The sequence below is a fragment of the Calothrix anomala FACHB-343 genome, from assembly GCF_014696435.1.
Classification (GTDB): Bacteria; Cyanobacteriota; Cyanobacteriia; order Cyanobacteriales; family Nostocaceae; genus Aulosira; species Aulosira anomala_A.
Map to the genome: position 1 here is coordinate 70,982 of NZ_JACJQG010000031.1, position 22,933 is coordinate 93,914.

Genomic DNA, 22,933 nt, shown 5'->3' on the forward strand with positions numbered 1-22,933 from the left:
GACGGTTGACTACTTTTTGCGATTTTGAATTAATAAATATAGAAAATAAGGTGCGCCAATCGCAGCAGTTACCACTCCACAGGGAATTTCAATAGGTGCAAAGATAGTTCTGCCGAAAAAGTCTGATGCAACAACCAGCATTCCTCCTAATAATGCAGAAGTGGGAATTAAACCTTGATGATTTGTACCTACTAACTGTCTGCCTAAATGGGGTGCAATCAATCCTACAAAGCCAATCATTCCCGCTGTGGCGACGGCTGCACCTGCTAAACCTACACCGACTAGCACGAGTAAACCGCGTTGCCATTCAACACGAGTACCTAACCCTTTGGCGACATCATCCCCCAAATTTAAGGCATTTAAATGTCTGGCTAGTATCAGCGCCATTGGTACAAAAATGATTAACCAAGGTAAAAAGGAAAACACTTGTTCCCAGGTGCGTCCGTAAACACTACCAGCTAACCACACCAAAGCATCGCTGACACTGTAAATATCGCCAAAGGTAATTAATAAACTGGTGAAAGCACTAGCGATCGCAGATAATCCCACACCCATTAAAATGAACAACACTGGCGAACTTCCATTGTTCCAAGCCAAGGAGTAAATTAAACCAGCCATTAATAAAGCACCTGCAAAGGCTGATAGAGGCAAAGTATAAATAGGTGCTGATGGTAATAGTACAATTACCGTCACTGCCGCTAGACTTGCCCCGGCATTAATGCCAATAATGCCGGGATCGGCTAATGGGTTGCGTGTAATTCCTTGCAAGATAGTGCCAGAAATTGCCAGTGCTATACCCACCATAAAAGCCACAAGAGTACGGGGTAGACGGAGGTTGTGAATCACAAAAGCATGATCGGGATTACCTGTATCAATACCCAATACGGTTTTGATAATGTCTAGGGGGGAAATCGGGTATTCTCCCCGGCCTAAATTCATCACCATCGCTACCACAACCGTCACTGCCAAACATAGCAGCATTGGTGGTACACGGCGATCGATCCGCAAAGATATCGTCTCGGAACGGATGACGAGCCAATCCAATTTCATTTCCTCACCTTTGATTTAGCCAAGTAGACAAAAAAGGGTGCGCCAACTAATGCTGTCATTACTCCTACAGGTAATTCCTGGGGTTTGAGTAATATCCGCGCCGCCACATCTGCAACTAAAAGTAAAGTTGCACCGACAACTGCGGAGTAAGGCAAAATCCAACGGTAATCAGCTTTAATAAAAAATCTCACCATATGGGGAACGACTAAGCCAATAAAGCCGATAGGCCCAGCTAGAGATACGGAACTTCCCGCCAGTAACACCACACTAATAGCAGTCGTAATTTTCACCCAAGCTGTCTGTTGACCTAAACCTTTAGCTACATCTTCACCCAAACTCATGGTTGTAATTTGTCTACCAAGGGCAAAGGCTACCACTAAGCCAATCACGACAAAAGGTAATGCTGACAATAAGATGTTGATATCGCGGCCAGCTAGGGAACCAGCCAACCAAAAGCGAATTTCTTCTAAAGTGCGTTGACTGACGATGAGAATAGCCGTGGTGAGGGAAGAAATCAAAGCCGTAAGTGCTGCACCTGCTACGGTGAGATTTAATGGGGTGGCTCCTCCCTTTCCTAGAGAACCCAGCAAGTAGACTAACATCGCTGTCGCGCCTGCACCCACAAAGGCCACAATGGTTAAAACGCCCAAGGAGGAGCCGCCAAAGAGAAAAATTGTGGTAACTACAGCTAATGCTGCACCTGACTCAATACCCAAAATCCCTGGATCTGCTAAGGGGTTGCGCGTCAAACCCTGCATTAATGCGCCGGAGACTGCTAAGGCTGCTCCTACCAACAGCGCAATGAGCGATCGCGGTAATCTCACTGTCTGAATTACTAAATGTTCGTAAGAACCGTCAAATAGGATAAAGGATTCTATAATCTTTTTTATAGGTATTTCTGCTGCGCCTAAAGTAACGCTATACACCAAGCAAGTTAGCAGAATTAGTATGCCCAGAATTAGACCCGCTAATGGCGATATTTTCGGTGTGTTCCAGTTCCTTGGCGATGCTGTGGTTGCTCTTGTCATTATCTTTTCATCAATTGATAATTATATTCATTTAAGTAAGCTAGCTGTGTCTTCTTTGACATTTGCAATTCCAACATCTTAATTAAGAATTTTTATATAAATATCAAGTATTAAGACAAGGTACATTCCTATAATATTTAGCTTTGCAGGCTAATGTGAGCGATAAGTTTCAAGATTATACTTTATCTTTATTAGGATTTTTTTTCAACTACTTCTGTGCTTGTTTCATGAAAATAAGAAAATTATTATCAAATAGCTATAATAGTTAGTTAATTGCTGTTTAATCGCTAGCTGACAGCGAATACGAGAAAATATCTCAGATGACACCAATTAACAAAGGATTGTCACAGAGAGTAATTCCTCATCCGTCTGGGAAAGTTTGACGGCAGTTGCTACAAGGCTGGCGACCAAACACAGACGGCAATGAGGCATCGGGCATTGGGGAGCCACTGCGTAGGACAAGTTTCCCAGCTTGTAGACGCAGAGTGGGTTCCCGCAGAATAACAAGTGGCATCATGAGAAAGACAGATTTCCATGTGATGATTTAGCAAAATACTTAGTGAAAGCAGATTGAAATACAACAGTTTTGATTTGCAGGCGGCTGAAATTTGCAGGTTTTAAACCATCAGGCAAGTTTTGTGATTGTAATTATCTGCGATCGCGGCGCGGACTAGTCTACTATTAAATGGCTATATTTTATACCATACTCATCTTCCGACTTAATGATATAAATTCCTTATTGCAAATATACTCATGATTGGTGTAAATTAAGCATTAATATCTGCCTAGTTAAGAATAAGTTGCAATTTGTCTACAATAATTGCTGTTAAAACATGACAAACCTCCTGACACAAGAGCAAATCAATCAAATTGAACAGGAAACTCTAGAAAATTTAGAGATCTCGTATAACAGCCAAGGTTTTGATATAGTTCAGAAATCCCGCAACAGCTTATCTTCAAGGGACTAAAAAAAGGAGAATGTAGCCAATATCTGGCAGGATTTGGCATTTGGTTGGCGTTATATAACAACTCACAAAAGCTTATTAGCATTGTTAGTAGTTAACTTATTATTTTGGCTACCCCATGATATTGGAAATTCGCTATATACACCCATGATTTTGTCGCGCACGAATAACAATACTTTAGTGTTAGGTAGCTTGGCGGCTGCGGCTGGTTTTGGTGGTGTCACAGGTGCGATAGTCGTTACCACTTGGGGCGGCTTTAGACAGAAAATCAAAGGTGTTTTATTGGGGATGATAGGTGCAGGTATTAGTAAAATCATTTTTAGTTTGGGGAGAACACCTTGGGTTTGGATTCCAGCACAATTTTGTTCTTCTTTGAATTTCCCCTTGAATGGCAGTTCGGATAATGCTATTTGGTTAGCGAAAGTACCTCCCGATATCCAAGGAAGAGTTTTTGCAACGCGATCGCTACTTTTACAAATCGCTTCTGCTGTAGGCTATTTAATAGCAGGCCCATTGGCAGATCGAGTTTTTACACCAGCTTTGCAATCAGGCGGGGTTCTGGTTGAGATTGTGGCAGGATTATTTGGCACTGGTGCTGGTGCAGGGATCGCATTACTATTTGCGATCTGTGCCGTGGCTATGTTGTTAGTAGGTTGGCTAGGCTTTTTTGTACCTGTGCTACGGAATGTGGAAGATATGATTCCTGACCATGATATGGAGTCTAGCAAATTGAAGTAATTAATTCTGCTTATGTTGCCTTTAATTAATTGCGATCGCTGTTTTGATTGGTATCTTTTGTACTCCTGCGCTGGGATTGCGATCGCACTTAAGTGAATATTCGGTACTTCATCCATCCAAGTCTCTAGACACCATCCCTGAACACTGGTAGACTTTTCCTAGGAACTTTTGAGAATATTTCTCTATAAAACCTTGCACCCAATCACCATTCAGGTAAGTTTAGGAAAAGCATGGGGAATAGTATTTCATTGGCAGATTATCAAGAATTGTGGATGCAATACAATCAAAATGCTAAACCAGCAGACCTATTAGACCCAAATGATGTTATCAACTTGTGTCCCAAACAACTAGGCCGTGGCTATGAACGTTGGATTGAATTAAGGGATATAAGTTTATTAATTATCGATACAGAATTTTATGATGATTTAATTCTTAACGGCACATCAGAAGAAGATTTTATTGAATGTTTAGAATTTGGTTTTCATTTATTAGGATACTGGAATGAAACTGATAGTGGACAAAATTTTCTTTTAGGTAGTGGTATATATAAAGATAGACAATTACAAGTTTTAGGTCAGCAACGGCTTTTAAAAGTTGATATACATTTAGAATCCCCGGAATTATTAAATAGTTTTATTAGCAGTGATATAAAAAATTCGCCACAAACCCTGCAAAGAGTAATTGAGCCAAGCGAAGAACCCTATCGCCAAATCAGCCATACTACTCCAGAAATGAGGGTTGCACTGGAACAAATTATTAATTGTCCCTTCACAGGGTTAACTAAGAAAATTTATCTAGAAAGTAAATGTTTAGAACTTATTGCTTTAAAAGTAGAACAACTAATCAACATTGAAAAAAGTTATACAAAAGCAATTGTTCTGCAACGAGATGATATTGCCAGAATTCATTATGCCAAGGAAATTTTAACGCAAAATCTCGATAATCCACCTTCCTTGCTAGAACTAGCGCGGAAAGTAGGATTAAATGACTACAAACTAAAATTAGGTTTTCGTCAAGTGCTGGGTACAACTGCATTTAGCTATTTACAACAACAAAGAATGGAAAAGGCACGGCAATTACTCCTAGAAAGTAAGATGAGTGTTAAACAAATAGCGCGTGCTGTTGGTTATGCAAATCAAAGTCGTTTTGCTGCTGCTTTTCGCAAGCAATTTGGCACAAATCCTAAATCTTATGATTTGTTAATCAAAGCTTGATATCTGCAATTAAATACAGCTACTTGCTGTCAGACTAACCTAAAAATCCGTTTCTAGCTCAAAAAAATCCGTTTGAGATTCACATAAGCCTTCAAAATCAAATCAATTCCATGTATCGTTGTTGAAAAAGATTCTTAATTTAGGTGGCTAACAGCCGCTTGTGGTGTGGGATAAAGCTTATGTGGAAACAACCGCAACTATTGATCAGTTTATGGTTAACAGGGGTAGTCTTTGGTGTTCAACCAGCTTGGGGAAATGAAACAAGCCAAAATCATCTTCCCTTATCTCAGAGAAGTCATACCGCTAGAACTCCCACAAATTTACTCTCTCAAACTCCCCAGTCTCCAATTCTGATTGATAAAGTACGGATTGATACTACAGATAAAGGCATAGAAGTAATTTTAGAGACAAAGCAAGGCGAGCAGTTACAAATAGCAAATAATAGTGACGGGAATAGCTTAATTGCTGATATTGCTAATGCTCAATTGCGTTTGCCTTCCGGGAACACATTCCGCCAAGAAAAACCATTTGCGGGAATTACTGAAGTTATAGTCATTAATAAAGACAGTAATACTATTAGAATCACTATTACAGGTGAAACGGGAAGGCCTAGCTATGAACTATTTGATAGTGATGCAGGTTTAATATTTGGAGTCACACCTGCAACAACTTCTGCAACGCCACCAGAACAACCGCAAGCAAATCAACCCACTACGGAAACAGCACCAGAACAAGCCACAGATGAGAACCAAGAGCCAATTGAATTGGTGGTAACAGGAGAACAAGACGGATATCGCGTACAAGCAGCATCAACTGCTACGAAAACCGATACACCTTTACTAGAAATTCCCCAAGCCATTCAGGTGATTCCCCGACAGGTAATTGAGGATCAAAAAGTGCAACGGGTTGCAGATGTATTGCGTAACGTTAGTGGTGTCACAGTCAAAACAGATTACGCTTCTAGCACTGATGGCTATACCATTCGGGGATTTGATACCAATGCTAACCTGAGAAATGGTTTTAGACATGATAGTTTCACCTCTTTTACTGACACCGCCACTCTAGAAAGAATAGAAGTGCTGAAAGGCCCGGCTTCGGTATTATATGGACAACTAGAGCCTGGAGGTATTGTCAACTATGTCACGAAACAGCCACTTAGCACACCTTATTATTCGGCAACATTTTCTGCTGGTAGCTATAGTTACTATCGACCAGAAATAGATATTTCCGGCCCCCTCACCCCAGATAATAATATTTTGTATCGTTTTGTGGCTGCCTATGAAAATTCTGGTGGATTTAGAGATTTCGCTTATAAAGAGCTTTATACCTTTGCTCCTAGTTTAAGTGTAAAGTTAAGCGATCGCACAAATTTAGACTTGCAATATGAATACGTTAACCTCAACCAGTCCTATGACAGAGGCTTACCACCGATAACTAGAACCTTTGATTTACCAATTAGCTTTAACTTGGGTGAACCAAGCGATAGTTATGAACTCTATGGAAATCGAGTAAATGTCAGCTTAGATCATCGATTTAGTCAAAATTGGCGATTTCGCAGTGCGGTTTCAGTGCAAACAGTTGACACAGCACGTTCTAACTTTCAGCCAGTTGATTTTAGCAATCCCTTTGCTGATGATGGTCGCACAGTTGCCAGAAGATACAACAAAGTAGGTGATTACTCTAGAGATTATTCCTGGCAGAATGACTTAATCGGCAAATTCAAAACAGGCTCAATTGAACATGAAGTGTTATTAGGTTTTGAGTTAGGTAGAAGTGAGTTTGGCTTTCCCTTTTTCATTTCTTATAATGTCCCATCTTTGGATATTTTAAATCCAGTATATGGCGCAGCTATTCCCACTACCTTTGAGGAAGGTTTTGAGGGGAATACTAATACATATAGAGTAGGTCTTTATTTCCAAGATCAAGTAGCATTACTACCTAATTTCAAGCTATTAATGGGTGGAAGATTAGATTTTGTCAATTTCCGAGACGAATATAAGCCTGATATTATCAATAGCAATCAAACTGATATTACAGAGCGTTATTATGAGAAATTTTCTCCACGAATTGGTTTAGTATATCAACCAACTGAAAATCTATCAATTTACGCCAGTTACACTCGTGCATTTAAACCAAATGAATACGCCATAGCTTTTGGTGGTCGGCCATTAGAACCAGAAACGGGTACGCAATACGAACTAGGAATTAAAGGTGAATTTTTAGATGATAAACTGACAGCAACATTGGCAGTTTATGAGATTACTAAAAACAATGTTTCGACAACAGATTTAAACAATCCAGATTTTAATATTGCTGCTGGAGAAGTCAAAAGTCGAGGTATTGAACTAGATATAGCTGGGGAGATTTTACCGGGTTGGAATGTGATTGCTTCTTATGCTCATAATGATGCTTATGTGAGTAAAGATAATAGTCTCCCAGTCGGTGATAGATTAACAAATGCACCCAGGAATAGTGCTAGTTTATGGACAACCTACCAAATTCAAGCTGGTAGCTTGAAGGGTTTAGGTTTTGGTGGAGGATTATTTTTTGTCGGCGATAGAGAAGCAACTTTACCAAATACCATTACCATTCCTTCCTTTGTGAGAACAGATGCTACTATTTTCTATCGGCGGGACAATTATCAAATTGGTTTGAACTTTAAAAACCTACTTGACACCCGTTACTATGATTCTGCTGGCTTTTTACTCTCTCCTGGCGCACCATTTACAGTTTTGGGAACATTCTCTATTAATTTCTAACTTCTCAAGTCATTTGAGGGAAAATAATGTGAACTGGCGGAAATTGCATTACTTATTACTCATCCTAACTTTGTTGATAGTTACTGCTTGTTATCGTCATTCACACCCGAACTTAGCAGATAAACAATCACCAGCATTAGAATGTCGATTAATTAAGCATGAATTAGGCGAAACTTGTGTTCCCCTGAACCCGCAACGCATTATTGTTGTTGACCAAATAGCATTAGAAGCTTTAGTAGCATTAGATTTAAAACCTATAGGAACAGCAAATCATGTCTTCTTTGACAGCAAAGTTAATCTTCTCAAAGACAAAATAGCAGGAATAAACTATATAGGAAAAACCGGAGAAATTAATCTAGAGAAAGTATTGCAATTAAATCCAGATTTAATTGTTAGTGTTTATGGTATACAGCCAGCAAACTATCCATTATTGTCAAAAATAGCCCCCACAGTGCAAGTAAAACATTTTCAATCTGACTGGCAAACACCATTAAGAGAAATCGGTAAAGTTGTCAATAAAAGCGAAAAGGTTGAAGCATTACTCACTCAATACGAACAGCGACTTCAAACTATTAGAGAGCAATTAGAAAATAAATTTGGGAAAATAGAAGTGACTGTTAGCCGTATTCACGGCGGGATGAAAGTTCCTGAATTTAGTTCCCAATTTTCATTTGCTGGTGGTATTGTCCATGCCGTTGGAATATCTATGCCGCTTCATCAACGTCAGTTGATTAAAAGTCCTGATGATTATTTGATAATTCTAAGTCTAGAACGTCTAAACTTACTTGATGCAGATGCTTTATTTATAGCTGTAGATCCAGGAGCAACAGAGGCTTTTCAAGAATATCAAAAGACTTCCCTGTGGCAAACGCTAAATGTAGTGAAAAATCAAAAAGTTTATCAAGTTGATTCTGGTTATTGGGTACATGGTAGCATCCTTTCAGCTAATGCTATTCTCGATGATTTAGTTAAATATCTGTTTAAAATATAGGATTCATATTTGATTTTTGAACAGATACATAGATAGTAGTGGACTGACACAGCTAAATTAGTGCATTAGGTGTATGTTGGGTTGAGCAACGCGAAACCCAACAGGGATAAGGGTGTTGGGTCTCATACTTCGACCCAACCTACTGGACTGACACGCCTAAAATGTTGCAATATAATTTTCTTGTGGGGTGGACATCTTGTCCGCCCAGGACGGGCGAGACGCCCATCCCACAAGAGTTTTCCTAATGCACTATTTTAGCTGTGTCAGTCCAGTAGAGTGTGTTATCAAAACGTGTAACGCACCGAAAGCTTTGTGAGAGGTGCGTTACGGCTTACGTCTAACAAATTCTGCTGAGATTTTTTTCAGAAATCAAACTGGATTCCTATAAAGTAATTAATAGTTCTAAAAAATCCAATCTGCTTGCTCATCAGCTAAAATGTCTTCAAACTTCCCTTGAGCAACTACCCTACCAGCTTTCATCACAATAATCTGGTCAGCGCGGCGTAAAACAGAACGACGATGAGACACTACTAAACAGGTTGGTGTCCAAGAATTTTCCTCAGTTGTATTAGCAAATATCCGCGACCATAATGTCAATTCTGTTTCCACATCTAACGCGCTAGAAAGGTCATCAAATACTAACAATTCTGGCTGACGGACAAACATCCGCGCTGCTGCTACCCGTTGCATTTGTCCACCAGAAAGGCGTACTCCTTTTGTTCCGACTAAAGTTTCGAGTTTCTCATTCATGGCTGCTAAGTCTTGCTCAAATACAGCCATTTTTAATGCTGTTTGAATATCAGCATCATCTTTAGATAATCCCAACAAGATATTTTCCCGTAGGGAATAACTGAAAAGTTGGGGAATTTGGGGAGTATATGCACTGCGAGGGGGTACGAAAAAATTAGCAGGGTCTACAACTAGATGATTATTCCAATAAATTTCTCCTGCTTGTTTGGGTAATAATCCTAATAATACTCTGAGCAATGTAGTTTTTCCTGCGCCGATGCGTCCAGTAATGACAGTCAAACTACCGCGTTGTATTTGTAAGTTAATATCTACAATTCCTTGATTAGTACCAGGATAAATATAAGTTAGGTTTGATAGGTTTAATGATTGTAAATTATGACTTGCATTTTCTATAGATTGTTCTAATTGAGGTAAGTTTTTTCTACTTTTACCCAATTCTGGTAAATAAAGTTGATTTGGAGCTACCAAAGTCTCTGCTGATGCACCAGAAATTAAATCAGCCATACGTTCAAAGGCAACTTCTGTTTGCTTATACAATGCCATAAAGCCACCTACAGAGGCAAAAAAACCTGTGACAAAGGATAGGTTATAAACAAATAAAGCAAAGTCACCTACTGTTAATTGATTATCGCCGTTTTGCATCAAAAAAGAAGCCATCACTAAAATCAAACCTGTGCCAAAATTCACCATGTTTTGAAATAGTGAATTGAGAATGGCTTTTAGTAGACTGTCTTTAACCATACTCTCGCGCCGCTTGTCATTTAAAGTGCGAAAATAAGTGAGGACATCTTGTTCTGCACCAGCAACTTTAATCGCTTGTACAGAACTAAATATTTCTCCTAAAATTCCGGTGACTTGTTGAGTTGCTTGACGGCTAGATTGGCGATATTTTTTAATACGTATTTCTGCTTTTTGGATAATTACTATCATTCCGACTAAGGGAAGGAAAACAAATACTGTCATGGGTACATTGACACTTAATAAAATTGCTAAAGAAAGAACAGCAAATAGTCCTTCGCCAAAGATTTCTGATACCCATGCCACATTATCTTCAATGTGTTCTGCATCATCTCGAAAGTAGCTAATTACTTCACCTTGGGACACAGCATTTTCAATATCATCCTGAGTAACCTTAATTTGAGCATGAGGATTATTTAAGAGACGTTCTAATAAATTTCTTCTCAGTAATGACCTCATGGTGAAACGATGCTGAGTTTTGGTGATGCGTCCTATAAATATCACCAAAATATGCCCTAAATTTAAAGCAATAAAACCTGCAATAAATGCCCAAGGTGATAAACCAAATTGAGCTTTACCTGTGAGACTATTAAAAAATTCGCGGATAATTAATCCAGGTAGGGCAGGTAAGCCCATAATAAAAATCCAGAAGCAAGTATCAATTAAGTAGAGTTTTGGTTTATAGCAAATTAGTTGCCATAATAATTGCCAACCAGCAAGTTTTTTTGTTGATGAAATCATAATATTGGGGAATGGGGCATAGGGCATAGGGCATGGGGCAAAGGTAAAATATAATTTGGAATTTTGAATTATTTCCAGTCCCTTACTTAAACTAATAAATCTGTTAAACCTGCTTGTAATAATTGAGCAAACCGTGAGTGGGAATTTTTGGCTAATGCTTCGCGTTCACCGTATTCACTGACTTTACCTTTGTCTAAAATTAAGATTTGATTAGCTCTTTCTACGGTGGCTAGACGATGGGCAATAATAATGGCGGTGCGTCCCATCAATAATTTATCTATAGCTTTTTCAATGAGTCTTTCTGTCATTGGGTCAAGACGTGAAGAGGCTTCATCGAGAATTACTAAGCCGGGGTTTTTGAGAAATACACGGGTAAAGGCTAATAGCTGCGCTTGTCCGGCTGACAAACCGCTACTATCTGGGCCTAAGTTGGTTTCTAAGCCGTTGGGTAAAGAGTGTAACCATTCTGACAAACCCAACATTTCTATTGTTTCATAGATGCGATCGCTAGTAATGTCATGGTTGAAAAAAGTCAGGTTATTGCGAACTGTGGTTTGAAACAGCTGCACATCTTGAGTTACTAATCCGACTTTCCCCGGTAGTTCTTTGAGTGGGGTTTGGTCGATAGGTACACCCCCCAACCGAATTGAACCCAATTGTGGGTCATACAATCTCAAAAGTAATCGCGCTAAAGTAGACTTACCGCTTCCTGTACGTCCCAATAACCCCAACACCTGACCCGCAGGTAAATTAAAAGATACATCTTGCAATACTAAATCTTCAGTATCATTTCCCCGGTCATTGTAACCAAAACAGACATTCTCAACAGCTATTGAAAGCGCACCTGGAGGAATTAATTTTTCACCACCTGTATATAATTGAGATTGAACTTGCAACAAGTCTGTAATGCGGTAAATACTCGCATCTGCTTGCTGGAGGTCTTCAAATTGGTTACGAATCTGTTCAATCGGTTCGCTGAGAATATTGGTGTAGTAATAAAGTAGGTAAACTGTACCGATGGTAATTGTCTGTTGACTCCACAGGTAAGCACCAACGATGAGAGCAATTACACTACCTAAAGTAAATATACCGTTGGTTGTTACCCAAAGAATTGTATCGGCAAAGCGGGCTTTATGAAAGATGGGTAGCCAGTTGCGAATAATTGTATAGAAGCGGTGCATGACATAGTTTTTTGCACCATTAGCGCGGATGTCTTCCATCCCTGTTAGCTGTTCACCTAAGAAGCCAAAAAACTCAGCACTGAATTGGCGATAACCTCCCCAATGGAAAACTGAGATGGTACGCAATTTAATCAGAGTAGATAAGGCGATGAGAGCAAACAATAAAATAGCTACACCGGCTCGCCAATCTTCTATAAACAGCACTACTATTACACCCAATACCATGAGCAAATTACCCAAGATGTGAATAGTAAATTTCGAGAAAAATTCTGATAAATTCTGCACATCGCCGTCTATACGTTCGACTAATTCGCCTGGTGTACGGTATTTATGAAAGGATAAATCTAGTGTCAAACAATGCTCTACTAAATCTGCACGTAAGGCGTTAGTAGCTGTCCAAGCGACGTTTTCACCGTAGAAGGTTGCGGTAATTGTCATGAGTTGGGTAATTAAGGCGACAGCAATAAATAAAAAAGCTGCTAGGAATAATTTTTGGCGATCGCCTCCAGCTACAGCTGTGTCAATGAAATAGCGTAAAATCTGGGGGTTGAGGATTTGTAAGCCGATGCTGAAAAGAAGTGCGATCGCAAACTTCACTACTCTACCCTTTTGCGGCTTGAGGTAGTCTACAAGTAAGTTCCAGTATTGTTGTAGTCCGATTTTCATAAGCACTCTTGTAAAAGCTGATGTCAGAATCAGTAAGCTGGCTAAAGCAAATATTTTTCAGCTAGCGATCGCATTTTAACCAAAATTGAAAGAGGAGAAAGTATTAAAGTGTATCGTTACCTCAAATTATTATTGCTAGGGATTGTTACTATCGTCTTGCTATTAGTTTGTCATAGTAATATTTCGCAAAATGTAATTCAAGGTAATAATAATTTATCTACATCTCCTCTTCCGGTCGCCACAAAAGTAATCAAACACGCTTTGGGTGAAACAAGAGTTCCCGTAAAACCACAACGAATAATTGTATTGAACGATACTTGTCTTTTAGTCCCGGTATTGTCTTTGGGTATTAAACCAATCGGTACAGTAAGTTATTTTCCACAGTACGACTTTTTATTCCGTGGTGTAACTAATGATGAAGCGGATGGTATCGAAATAGTTGGTACCGGAAATGAACCTAATTTATTTGTTTGTAAATCGTGCAGTGCTTTTCTCGATCGCGAAGAAGCAGACGAGCGCGCTGAAGGAAATCAACTATTCCTGAAGTTGCTGGAAGCGCAAAAAAATCATTCCCCTGACAACATTCTCAATATTCAGCCTGTAGGGTGCTTGTGGAGTTGCGTGGAAAAACGCTCTTGTGTAGTAAGCTTTGTTTGTCGGCAAAAATATACATACCATGTTGTCGATCTGACAGAGGACAGTACAACTGATTTGTTGCAATTCAGCTTGCTTTATCAACAAAGTGAAGATGGATATGTGTTACCCGCTAAAATACCGGGGAAATTGCGATCGCACTTGTTAGCACGCATCCTTCCTACACCTGAGTCCATCCCAACCTAGTGTTTGTCAATATTTGATACTTGCATTGTTACATCCAGGGAGAGCGATCGCACCCTCCTAAAATCTGCATAGTTTTTAACTCGTAGAATAATTACTAAAAAATACTCTCAATTATTAAAGCATAACTCCTGCCAAAGCTTCGATATACTCCTGTGTTGTCAAATAAGACAAGCAAGCTAGAATGAAGGTTAACTGCAATATATCCCAGTTATCAGGGTAATTTGCCTAATTATCTGCGTAAGATATAAGTTTTTGCTTTTATTTACCTTGATTTATCATTCTGTTTTAGTCTAAATGCGTTATCCTGCCTAGCTTACAGTGAATTTGAGAAAAATTCTCTAGTTTTACTGACAAGAAATCTCAATTAATCTGATAAGATAAGCTCGGAGCTTATTGAATATCTATCTCAATAAGTATTTTCACACCACAACCATTTCAAATCATTCTGAGGCGATGACACGATGACGAGCATGGCTGTGCAAACTCCAGACACAATCCCTTGGTGGTCAGGAAACGCTCGATTAACTAATCTTTCAGGGCGATTGTTAGGCGCTCATGTGGCTCATGCAGGCTTGATTGTACTGTGGGCAGGTGCAACAACTTTGTTTGAAGTTGCCCGGTTTCAAGCTTCTCAACCAATGTACGAGCAAGGCTTAATCCAGATACCCCACTTAGCAACCTTGGGTTGGGGAGTAGGTAGCGGCAGTCAAATTGTCGATACTTATCCATACTTTGTAATTGGAGTATTACACCTAATTAGCTCTGCTTTCCTCGGTTTGGGCGGAATTTTTCATGCACTCCGCGGCCCCGCCATTCTCGAAGAGAGATATTCCTTTTTTGGCTACAGTTGGCAAGATGCCAATAAAATGACCACAATCCTGGGCATTCACCTGATTTTACTCGGTCTAGGAGCAGGCTTACTTGTTGCCAAAGCCGTCTTTTTTGGTGGTTTATACGACTCCAATTTAGGAGCAGTGCGAGTTATTTCTCATCCTACTTTGAACTTCTTCACAATATTTAGCTACCTAGTTGGTGGTCATAAATATTGGCTTGCGGGAGTCAACAACCTAGAAGACTTAGTTGGCGGTCATATTTGGGTAAGTATTCTCTGCGTTGCTGGGGGTATCTGGCACATTACCACCGAACCTTCAGATTTTGTCAAAGGCCTCTTTGTCTGGTCAGGAGAAGCATATCTTGCTTACAGCTTAGGTGCATTAAGCTTAATGAGTTTGATAGCGGCTTATTTTGTCTCCATCAACACCCTAGCTTATCCTGTAGAATTTTTTGGGACAGCATTGAGTATTGAATGCGATCGCTTCCCCTACTTCCAAAGTGCAGATTTACTATCCTCTCGCGTTTGGTTAGCAAATGCTCACTTTTGGCTGGGCTTTTTCTTCCTCCAAGGACATCTTTGGCACGCCCTCCGCGCTGCGGGTTTTAATTTCCGCACCGGTAAAGTTGAGCAATCCACTCGTGGAGAAGTAATTTAACTATGACTACAGCAACAATCACCCCCCAACAATATGGATGGTGGGCAGGTAACGCTAAGTTTATCAATCTCTCAGGACGGTTATTAGGGGCGCACATTGCCCATGCTGGTTTAATTGTCCTTTGGGCTGGGGCAATGACCTTATTTGAAATCAGCAAATACAACCCCTCTCTACCAATATACGAACAAGGGTTAATCTTATTGCCCCATTTAGCAACCCTGGGATTTGGTGTTGGTAATAGCGGACAAATCGTTGATACTTATCCCTATTTCGTCATAGGTGTAGTGCATTTAATCAGTTCGGCTGTACTTGGTGCTGGCGGTATTTATCACGCTTTGTTAGGGCCAGAAGTATTACCAGAAAATAATCAATTTCCCGGTTTTTTTGGTTATGACTGGGAAGATGAAGAGAAAATGACCACTATCATCGGCATTCACCTACTTTTATTAGGTTTAGGTGCTTGGTTATTGGTAGCAAAAGCCCTTTTTTGGGGTGGTCTTTACGATGTCAAAGTGGCATCTGTCAGAGTTATTTCTGACCCAACTCTTAACCCAGCACGAATTTTTGCTTACCTCTTTGGTACATTTGGTAATCAAGGAATGGCGGCTGTCAATAACTTAGAAGATGTTGTTGGCGGTCATATTTGGGTAGGTATTCTTTGTTTTGGCGGTGGATTTTGGCATATCTTCACTCAACCTTTTGCTTGGGCGAAAAAAGTACTTTTTTGGTCTGGTGAAGCTTATTTATCCTATAGTCTGGCTGCTTTAGCATACATGGGTTTCTTGGCAGCATACTTTGTCACTGTCAACGATACTGTTTATCCCACTGAGTTTTATGGGCCTTTAGGATTAAGCAGTGTATCAGGAGTAATTTCAGTTCGCACTTGGTTAGCAAGTAGCCATTTTGCTTTAGCAATTGTGTTTCTCGCTGGTCATATCTGGCACGCTTTGAAAGTGCGTGTTCTCGCGGCTGGATTGGATTTTGCACAGGGAGTAGTTAACTATCTAGATACACCAGAATTAGGAAACCTGCAAACCCCAGTTAATACCTCTGATTTAATCTTAAAATTTTTGGGTAATCTTCCTATTTACCGTGCAGGCTTGTCGCCATTTTCTCGTGGTTTAGAAATTGGCATGGCGCATGGTTATTTTTTACTTGGCCCTTTCGTCAAATTAGGCCCCCTGCGGAACACAGAATTAGCTAATCAAGCCGGACTACTCGCAACAATTGCTTTGTTGTTGATTTTATCAATTTGTCTGTGGCTTTATGGCAGAGCATGGTTTAAACAAGGCACATCTCATCAAGGAGAGTTACCAGAAAATCTGCAAACAGCTAAGTCTTGGAGTGAATTTAATGCTGGCTGGATTATTGGTAGTTGTGGTGGCGCTTTATTTGCTTATTTACTAATCAGCAATAGCAGTTTGTTCTTCTAACTTTTTCTTCTCAATATCAGGTGTAAAAATGTCGAAAAAAATCGGTTTATTCTACGGCACTCAAACTGGTAAAACAGAATCAGTAGCAGAAATAATTCGGGATGAATTTGGTGATAGTGTAGTGACATTACACGACATCTCCCAAGCGGATACTGCTGATTTTGATGACTATCAATATTTAATTATTGGTTGTCCCACTTGGAACATTGGCGAATTACAAAGCGATTGGGAAGGCTTTTTTACCGAACTAGATGATATAGATTTTAATGGTAAGACAGTCGCTTATTTTGGTACTGGTGACCAGATAGGCTATGCCGATAATTTTCAAGATGCCATCGGAATTTTAGAAGAAAAGATTTCCCAACTTGGTGGCAAGACTGTAGGCTATTGCTCAACTGAAGGTTACGATTTTAACGAGTCTAAGGCTTTAAGAAATGGTAAGTTTGTCGGATTAGCAATTGATGAGGATAATCAATCTGATTTAACAGATGGGCGGATTAAGAATTGGGTATCTCAGTTAAAGAGAGAGTTTGGTTTGTAGTTTGAGTAGTTAAAGTTTTTTGTACCTGATGCTGAACCACAGATACACACAGAGAATTTTGTTTTTCAGAGCAAAATAATACCAATTTGAAAACAAGCTCATAGTGATATCTAAAATTTTGAATTTTGAATTGGTATAAATTTGTATGTATTTGTGGTTTTGAAGTTGCTTAGTTTTTGAGGTTTGAGAGTTTTTATGTCTGATGATATTGATGTTGTGTGGGTCAGTTCTAGTACTGTATTGCAGCGTTTCGATCAACCGTTACTACAACATATATCGCAATATATGAATGTGGCTCAGTGGGAATATCGTCACGGTAAAGATGAAGGTAGTTCGATAGATGAGGCTGTAAGTTTATTGCATGAGTATTTGTCAGAATGTCCCCATCCCATACATTTAGCAGGTCATGGTGCGGGTGGTGCGATCGCTCTAATCTATGCAAGGCGCTATCCCCAAAAAGTGCGATCGCTCATTCTCCTAGCTGTCCCTTCTCGACCAGCAAATACTTGGCACGCCCACTACTATCTACAACGACAACTATTTACCATCAGTCGCGAACAAGTCCTAGCAATGAGTGTTCGTAATCTCTTTGGCGAACAACCACATTACACTACTAAAAAGTTAATGGCAGTGTTAAATAAAGATTTAGAGCAATCTCCCTTATCTCATTCCCTATTCAAGTTAGTTGATTTACCTGAAGATGGGGTTTCTATGCCCATGATGATCTGTGGTAGCAAAAACGATTTAATTGTCAATTCTCCTGCCTTACTAGGCTGGTTAAAATGGTTTAAACCTGAAGATTATCTCTGGGAATGTCCAAAAGGACATCATTTTTTTCATTACTTCTATCCGCAAAAGGTCGGCGAACAAATGTTGAGTTTTTGGCAACCTTATCATCTACAACCAACAATGCAATCTCAAATACTATCTCCAAATTTAATAAATTAGAAATTGTTTATTTAGGGGCGTAAATACACCCCTTATTAATTTATTAACTAGCTTGAAAATAGTGTTGACTGTTGACTGTTGACTGTTGACTGTTGAATATTTTCATGCTTAATTGTGCCAAAACTTAGTGTGAATAACTAACTTAATAACAGCGACCAAATTAGAATGTCGCCTTTTTTGTCGTGCTTAATTTTGTTTAATTTTTATTGTTAAGTTTTGTAAATAAAATAGATACATGAGAAATATATTCAATAAACTAAGTTTGTGTTCACCAAGCTCGGCAATTAACTTCAGCGATTTAAGTCTTATTAGATAATATTTCAGCTTTTATTGCTTGAAGTTAAGTAGTAAATATTTGAATATTTCTCGCAATAACTTATAGAAGAGAACCAATGCAGACATACGATAATCCCAACGTCAAATATGATTGGTGGGTTGGTAATGCCCGCTTCGCCGACCTCTCTGGCTTATTTATCGGCGCACATGTAGCACAAGCTGCACTCACAACCCTCTGGGCGGGGGCGTTTACATGGTTTGAAATCTCTCGTTACAAACCTGACATCCCAATGGGAGACCAAGGACTCATCTTGTTACCCCATTTAGCCACTTTAGGGTTTGGTGTTGGTGCAGGTGGTCAAGTAATTAATACTTACCCTTACTTTGTTATTGGTGCTTTGCATCTGATCTCGTCTGCTGTCCTGGGAGCCGGCGCACTCTTTCATACTTTTAAAGGGCCGCGCAACTTAAAAAACACTACTGGTTTTGCTCGTAAATTTCACTTTGAATGGAACGATCCTCAACAACTCAGTTTGATTTTAGGACATCACCTCCTGTTTTTGGGTATAGCAGCTTTATTGCTGGTAGGAAAAGCAATGTTTTGGGGAGGACTATACGACGCGACAATTCACGCTGTCAGAGTGATAAGTCATCCCACCCTCAACCCCTTGGTTATTTACGGCTATCAAACTCACTTTGCTAGTGTGAACAACCTAGAAGATTTGGTTGGTGGTCATATCTATGTAGGTTTAATCCTCATTGGTGGCGGTATTTGGCATATTATCAAAGAGCCATTACCTTGGGCGAAAAAGCTGTTAATCTTTTCTGGGGAAGCGATTCTTTCTTATTCTTTAGGTGGTATTGCCTTAGCTGGTTTTGTTGCTGCTTACTTTTGTGCAGTCAACACCTTAGCTTATCCTGTAGAGTTCTATGGTGCGCCCCTAGAATTAAAATTTGGTGTAACTCCTTATTTTGCTGATACAGTCAAATTAGCTAATGGTGGCTACAGTGCTAGAGCATGGTTAGCTAATGCTCACTTCTTCTTAGCTTTCTTCTTTTTACAAGGTCATCTTTGGCACGCGCTACGAGCCATTGGTGTTGACTTTAGACAAGTTGAAAAGTCATTGAACGCCATTAGTAGTGCTGAGTGAATCAATTTTGGATTTTGGATTTTGGATTTTAGATAAAAATTTCCTCAATCAAAAATTTCCAATCTAAAGTTCGGTGATTTTGGATTGTAGATTTATTTCATGAATAAATTCGCTTGCTTCATATTCCCAGAGCGATATTAACCTATGAATATTCAATCCAAAATTTAAAATCTAAAATCTAAAATTTGACGTTCAATCCTCAGTTAACAGTTTTGCTCTCACTCTCTAAGTGATAAGGATAAGGATCGGGTAAGCGTGCTGAGTCTATAAAATAGGACTTACGCACCGAACAAAAAAACCCTCACAAGGGTAGTCAAAAGTCAAAAGTCAATGGTCAAAATTCAAGTTTTTGGACTATGGACTATTGACCATTGACAAAAAGCATGAAAAATATCTGACACTGCGTAAGTCCTATAAAAAACTCAGCACTTTTCTAAAAATGATGAGGTAAAAGTGGCAATTTCTACTGATAGAACTTTTGCGGCAAATACACAATTACCTTGGTTAATTGGTAATACTCGTTTAACTGATTTATCTGGTCAATTATTAGGCGCACATATTGCCCATGCAGGCTTAATTATGTTTTGGGCAGGAACAACTACCATCTCAGAAGTTGTGCGCTTTGTTCCTGATATCCCAATGTATGAACAAGGCTTGATTTTATTACCACACTTAGCAACTTTAGGTTGGGGAATAGGTGCTGGTGGTCGAGTAGTTGATACCTATCCCTATTTCGTTATTGGGATACTGCATTTAATTGCCTCGGCGGTTTTAGGTGCGGGAGGACTATTTCATGTGTTTCGCGCTCCAGTAATTTTATATAATAATGGTGGTAGAGCCGCGAAATTTCACTATGAATGGAATGACCCTAAACAATTGAGTTTAATTTTAGGTCATCACCTAATAATTTTGGGTTTAGGAGCATTTTTATTAGTACTTAAAGCCATGTTTTTTGGCGGCATTTATGACAGTCATTTAGGGGATGTACGCCTAATTAATAACCCCACTCTTAACCCAGTAAACATTTTTAGCTACTTGGTAGGCTTTAAAGATGGTATTTGGAATATTTTAGGACTAGCCAGTGTAGATAATTTAGAAGATGTCATTGGCGGTCATATTTGGGTCGGATGCATTTTAATTTTAGGGGGTATTTGGCACATTATTGTACAGCCATTTACTTGGGTTAGAAAAATATTACCTATAGAAAATGGTGAAGAAATTCTTGCTTATAGTTTGCTAGGATTAGCTTTAATGGCTTGGATTTCTGCTAGTTTTGTAGGATATAACACTACAGTTTTTCCACCGAAATTTTACGGTTCGCAACGTTTAGTAGCAGCAAACATACAATTTCTTCTAGGAATATTAGCTTTTTTAGGTTATGCTTGGCACGCTTGGAGGGCGCGTAGTATTACCTAACTAATCATCTCCCATAAACTCAACACCAGCTATTCTCAAGTTCCTTCCCCTGCCTGCGGTTAAAAACATTTGACTGTGGGCAATTTCCTAAAACTTTTTGTGGAGTAACAATATAGTGATGGCTAGAATTTTCTATGCTTTATCTGCTTGGGTAATTATGATTTTATTGTTTTGTAGTATTTGGACAACTCTTAAAAAAGGGATAATTTTTCTGTGGCGATTGCATCAAATTCCTTGCCATAATTGTGAGTATTTCACTAATGATTATCGTCTAAAATGTACGGTATGTCCTAAGAAAGCTTGTTCGGAACAGGCGATTGGCTGTATTGACTTTGAACCGAAAACTGCTGCTTGCAATGCTTGTCAAAAGGGGCGAATTTGGAAATTATATCAGGTTCGCCTGAATACTTACATCTAACATTTCATGCCCCCAATTGCGTAAGTAATGCTTGAAAAATGCGATCGCCTTGAATGCATAACTTCATTTTCTGCCTCTAAACTATCAGTAACGATATCAAACCCTAATTATTTTGTTTAAAGAGAATCTGCAAGGATTGGTCTCAAAGACTTGTAAATATTGGCTTGTAAGTTTTAGGATGGGTCTAATGTAGTTGCTGATGGTTTGAGCTTTTGGGTTTGTCTGTTTTCAAGAATCTAGGACATACCCAATTACTAGATATTGTCGGACATCCCCTCTGTAGAGCTTCTGGACAAATAGTTTGCAATGTGAATTTACAATCAATTAGTTGCAATCCCATTGTTTCTACTTGTTTTAATCCTTGTTGAATAATTGATTTATTTTCAAACTCTATAATCTGATGACATTGAATACACACAATATGGTGATGATGGATAGAGATGGTTTTGGGTTCGTAATGTTTTTGAGCCTGTGCCAATTCTACTTCTCGGATAATCCCTATGTTAGCCATGATTTTGAGGTTGCGATAAACCGTAGACAAACTCATCACTTCTCCACGTTCAAACAGCAACAAATGTACTGATTCAGCATTTAAATGATTACCAGTTGGCAGAGTTTGAAAAATCTCAAAAATTAATTGACGTTGAGGAGTCAATCGATAACCTTGAGTATTTAATTTGGCTTTTAAGGTTTTAAAATTATCCATAAATACAGCTTCCAAAAAATCTGTCAGTGCTGGTAAAACTGCTAATAAAAGTTGTGTAAGACAAGCCTGTAATTATCAAAAATAGTTAGAAAGTATTAATAAATCCCAGACTGTACGCGCCACAAACTGGCATAGATACCATCTAATGCTAGTAAATCCTCGTGCTTACCCTGCTCAACAATTTGACCATCATCCATCACATATATGCAATGACTGTGGCGAATTGTGGAAAGACGGTGAGCGATCGCAATGGTTGTACGATTTTGTGTAATCATCGCCAGTGAGTTCTGGATAGCTGCTTCCGTCTCATTATCCACCGCCGAAGTCGCTTCATCTAAAATCAGAATGGGTGGATCTTTGAGAATCGCACGCGCTATGGCAATTCTTTGTCTTTGCCCACCTGAAAGCTTTTGACCCCGTTCGCCCACAATTGTGTCATAGCCCTGGGGCAGTTGCTCGATAAACTCATGGGCATAAGCTAACTTGGCAGCATGAAGAATCTGTTCACGAGTGGCATCGAAACTGCCATAACAAATGTTATCAGCAACCGTACCGTGAAATAAAAACACATCCTGACTCACCCAACCAATACAGCGCCGCAAATCCCATAAATTGAGGTCGCGGATATCAATGTCGTCAATTACAGCAATTTTCAAGTAATTAAACCACAGACTCAGGTAGACTGAAAAGACAGCATAGTTTAAATAGATGCCAGTATCGTACTCAAAGGATTTGCGTGAGCGTGTGATTATGGCGTATGTTGCAAAAGAAGGATCTCAACGTCAATTGGCGCAAAGATTTAAGGTCAGCTTGTCATTTGTGCGAAACCTACTGCGTCAGTATCGAGCAAATGGCGAAATCGAGGCGAAACGACGTGGAGGATACCAAAAGCC

At 39.3% G+C, this 22,933-nt stretch carries 18 protein-coding genes and 1 pseudogene; 13 read left to right on the top strand and 6 right to left on the bottom strand.

The genetic code is table 11. The features are described from left to right. Window positions 1–9: 9 nt before the first annotated feature. The gene (locus H6G08_RS18605; RefSeq protein WP_190545565.1) at window positions 10–1,050 is read right to left on the bottom strand and encodes a FecCD family ABC transporter permease; all 1,041 of its coding nucleotides are present in this window, start codon (window positions 1,048–1,050) and stop codon (window positions 10–12) included. Further along, window positions 1,047–2,078 (bottom strand): FecCD family ABC transporter permease, encoded by a 1,032-nt coding sequence (locus H6G08_RS18610; protein ID WP_190545567.1) that lies wholly within the window; start codon window positions 2,076–2,078, stop codon window positions 1,047–1,049. The genes H6G08_RS18605 and H6G08_RS18610 overlap by 4 nt, the downstream gene beginning before the upstream one ends. A gap of 1,001 nt (window positions 2,079–3,079) precedes the next feature. Between H6G08_RS18610 and H6G08_RS18615 the strand changes: the two genes are divergently transcribed. The 4 genes from H6G08_RS18615 (at window position 3,080) to H6G08_RS18630 (ending at window position 8,745) form a co-directional block, all read left to right on the top strand. Beyond that, window positions 3,080–3,781: an MFS transporter gene (locus H6G08_RS18615; protein WP_242046195.1), complete on the top strand. Its 702-nt coding sequence runs from the start codon at window positions 3,080–3,082 to the stop codon at window positions 3,779–3,781. 230 nt (window positions 3,782–4,011) lie between these two features. Continuing rightward, on the top strand, window positions 4,012–4,995 hold the full coding sequence (locus H6G08_RS18620; RefSeq protein WP_190545569.1) for a helix-turn-helix transcriptional regulator: 984 nt from the start codon (window positions 4,012–4,014) through the stop codon (window positions 4,993–4,995). Between the two features lie 179 nt (window positions 4,996–5,174). Continuing rightward, window positions 5,175–7,754 carry a TonB-dependent siderophore receptor gene (locus tag H6G08_RS18625; RefSeq protein ID WP_190545571.1) on the top strand — a complete coding sequence of 860 codons (2,580 nt, stop codon included), beginning with the start codon at window positions 5,175–5,177 and terminating at the stop codon, window positions 7,752–7,754. A gap of 28 nt (window positions 7,755–7,782) precedes the next feature. Then, window positions 7,783–8,745 (top strand): iron-siderophore ABC transporter substrate-binding protein, encoded by a 963-nt coding sequence (locus H6G08_RS18630; RefSeq protein WP_313942075.1) that lies wholly within the window; start codon window positions 7,783–7,785, stop codon window positions 8,743–8,745. A gap of 402 nt (window positions 8,746–9,147) precedes the next feature. Here the strand turns inward: H6G08_RS18630 and H6G08_RS18635 are convergent, their stop codons facing one another. Beyond that, window positions 9,148–11,001: an ATP-binding cassette domain-containing protein gene (locus tag H6G08_RS18635; RefSeq protein WP_390625611.1), complete on the bottom strand. Its 1,854-nt coding sequence runs from the start codon at window positions 10,999–11,001 to the stop codon at window positions 9,148–9,150. A gap of 59 nt (window positions 11,002–11,060) precedes the next feature. Continuing rightward, window positions 11,061–12,821: an ABC transporter ATP-binding protein gene (locus H6G08_RS18640; RefSeq protein WP_190545575.1), complete on the bottom strand. Its 1,761-nt coding sequence runs from the start codon at window positions 12,819–12,821 to the stop codon at window positions 11,061–11,063. A 108-nt stretch (window positions 12,822–12,929) separates the two neighbouring features. Here H6G08_RS18640 and H6G08_RS18645 point away from each other — a divergent pair, with 108 nt between their 5' ends. From H6G08_RS18645 to H6G08_RS18680, 8 genes are all read left to right on the top strand, one after another. Further along, window positions 12,930–13,661, top strand: a complete 732-nt coding sequence (locus H6G08_RS18645) for a DUF1636 family protein (protein WP_313942078.1) — start codon at window positions 12,930–12,932, stop codon at window positions 13,659–13,661. Window positions 13,662–14,131: 470 nt separating this feature from the next. Continuing rightward, window positions 14,132–15,151, top strand: a complete 1,020-nt coding sequence (locus H6G08_RS18650) for a chlorophyll a/b binding light-harvesting protein (RefSeq protein ID WP_199322652.1) — start codon at window positions 14,132–14,134, stop codon at window positions 15,149–15,151. Window positions 15,152–15,153: 2 nt separating this feature from the next. Next, window positions 15,154–16,584, top strand: a complete 1,431-nt coding sequence (locus H6G08_RS18655; protein WP_190545579.1) for a chlorophyll a/b binding light-harvesting protein — start codon at window positions 15,154–15,156, stop codon at window positions 16,582–16,584. 28 nt (window positions 16,585–16,612) lie between these two features. After that, a complete protein-coding gene (gene fldA, locus H6G08_RS18660; RefSeq protein ID WP_190545582.1) occupies window positions 16,613–17,125 on the top strand; it encodes a flavodoxin FldA in 513 nt (170 codons plus the stop codon). A gap of 195 nt (window positions 17,126–17,320) precedes the next feature. Continuing rightward, a complete protein-coding gene (locus H6G08_RS18665) occupies window positions 17,321–18,073 on the top strand; it encodes an alpha/beta fold hydrolase (RefSeq protein WP_190545584.1) in 753 nt (250 codons plus the stop codon). A 392-nt stretch (window positions 18,074–18,465) separates the two neighbouring features. After that, window positions 18,466–19,500, top strand: a complete 1,035-nt coding sequence (locus H6G08_RS18670) for a chlorophyll a/b binding light-harvesting protein (RefSeq protein WP_190545586.1) — start codon at window positions 18,466–18,468, stop codon at window positions 19,498–19,500. A gap of 453 nt (window positions 19,501–19,953) precedes the next feature. After that, window positions 19,954–20,916: a chlorophyll a/b binding light-harvesting protein gene (locus H6G08_RS18675; protein WP_190545587.1), complete on the top strand. Its 963-nt coding sequence runs from the start codon at window positions 19,954–19,956 to the stop codon at window positions 20,914–20,916. 118 nt (window positions 20,917–21,034) lie between these two features. Continuing rightward, window positions 21,035–21,334 (top strand): hypothetical protein, encoded by a 300-nt coding sequence (locus tag H6G08_RS18680; protein WP_190545589.1) that lies wholly within the window; start codon window positions 21,035–21,037, stop codon window positions 21,332–21,334. Between the two features lie 184 nt (window positions 21,335–21,518). Here the strand turns inward: H6G08_RS18680 and H6G08_RS18685 are convergent, their stop codons facing one another. Next, a complete protein-coding gene (locus tag H6G08_RS18685) occupies window positions 21,519–22,040 on the bottom strand; it encodes a Fur family transcriptional regulator (protein ID WP_190545591.1) in 522 nt (173 codons plus the stop codon). A gap of 95 nt (window positions 22,041–22,135) precedes the next feature. Beyond that, window positions 22,136–22,684 (bottom strand): annotated as a pseudogene (locus H6G08_RS18690) (ABC transporter ATP-binding protein); the annotation flags it as partial. Window positions 22,685–22,748: 64 nt separating this feature from the next. On the opposite strand from H6G08_RS18690, the gene H6G08_RS18695 reads away from it, so the two are divergent. Beyond that, window positions 22,749–22,933 (top strand): helix-turn-helix domain-containing protein (locus tag H6G08_RS18695; protein ID WP_190545594.1); only part of this gene is annotated, 185 nt, incomplete at its 3' end.

What these genes read in the sequence shown, in the direction of transcription:
- H6G08_RS18605 (WP_190545565.1), bottom strand. Translation starts at nt 1,050, where the DNA reads ATGAAATTGGATTGGCTCGTCATCCGTTCCGAGACGATATCTTTGCGG.
- H6G08_RS18610 (WP_190545567.1), bottom strand. Translation starts at nt 2,078, where the DNA reads ATGACAAGAGCAACCACAGCATCGCCAAGGAACTGGAACACACCGAAA.
- H6G08_RS18620 (WP_190545569.1), top strand. Translation starts at nt 4,012, where the DNA reads ATGGGGAATAGTATTTCATTGGCAGATTATCAAGAATTGTGGATGCAA.
- H6G08_RS18625 (WP_190545571.1), top strand. Translation starts at nt 5,175, where the DNA reads ATGTGGAAACAACCGCAACTATTGATCAGTTTATGGTTAACAGGGGTA.
- H6G08_RS18635 (WP_390625611.1), bottom strand. Translation starts at nt 11,001, where the DNA reads ATGCCCTATGCCCCATTCCCCAATATTATGATTTCATCAACAAAAAAA.
- H6G08_RS18640 (WP_190545575.1), bottom strand. Translation starts at nt 12,821, where the DNA reads ATGAAAATCGGACTACAACAATACTGGAACTTACTTGTAGACTACCTC.
- H6G08_RS18650 (WP_199322652.1), top strand. Translation starts at nt 14,132, where the DNA reads ATGGCTGTGCAAACTCCAGACACAATCCCTTGGTGGTCAGGAAACGCT.
- H6G08_RS18655 (WP_190545579.1), top strand. Translation starts at nt 15,154, where the DNA reads ATGACTACAGCAACAATCACCCCCCAACAATATGGATGGTGGGCAGGT.
- fldA (WP_190545582.1), top strand. Translation starts at nt 16,613, where the DNA reads ATGTCGAAAAAAATCGGTTTATTCTACGGCACTCAAACTGGTAAAACA.
- H6G08_RS18665 (WP_190545584.1), top strand. Translation starts at nt 17,321, where the DNA reads ATGTCTGATGATATTGATGTTGTGTGGGTCAGTTCTAGTACTGTATTG.
- H6G08_RS18670 (WP_190545586.1), top strand. Translation starts at nt 18,466, where the DNA reads ATGCAGACATACGATAATCCCAACGTCAAATATGATTGGTGGGTTGGT.
- H6G08_RS18680 (WP_190545589.1), top strand. Translation starts at nt 21,035, where the DNA reads ATGGCTAGAATTTTCTATGCTTTATCTGCTTGGGTAATTATGATTTTA.
- H6G08_RS18685 (WP_190545591.1), bottom strand. Translation starts at nt 22,040, where the DNA reads ATGGATAATTTTAAAACCTTAAAAGCCAAATTAAATACTCAAGGTTAT.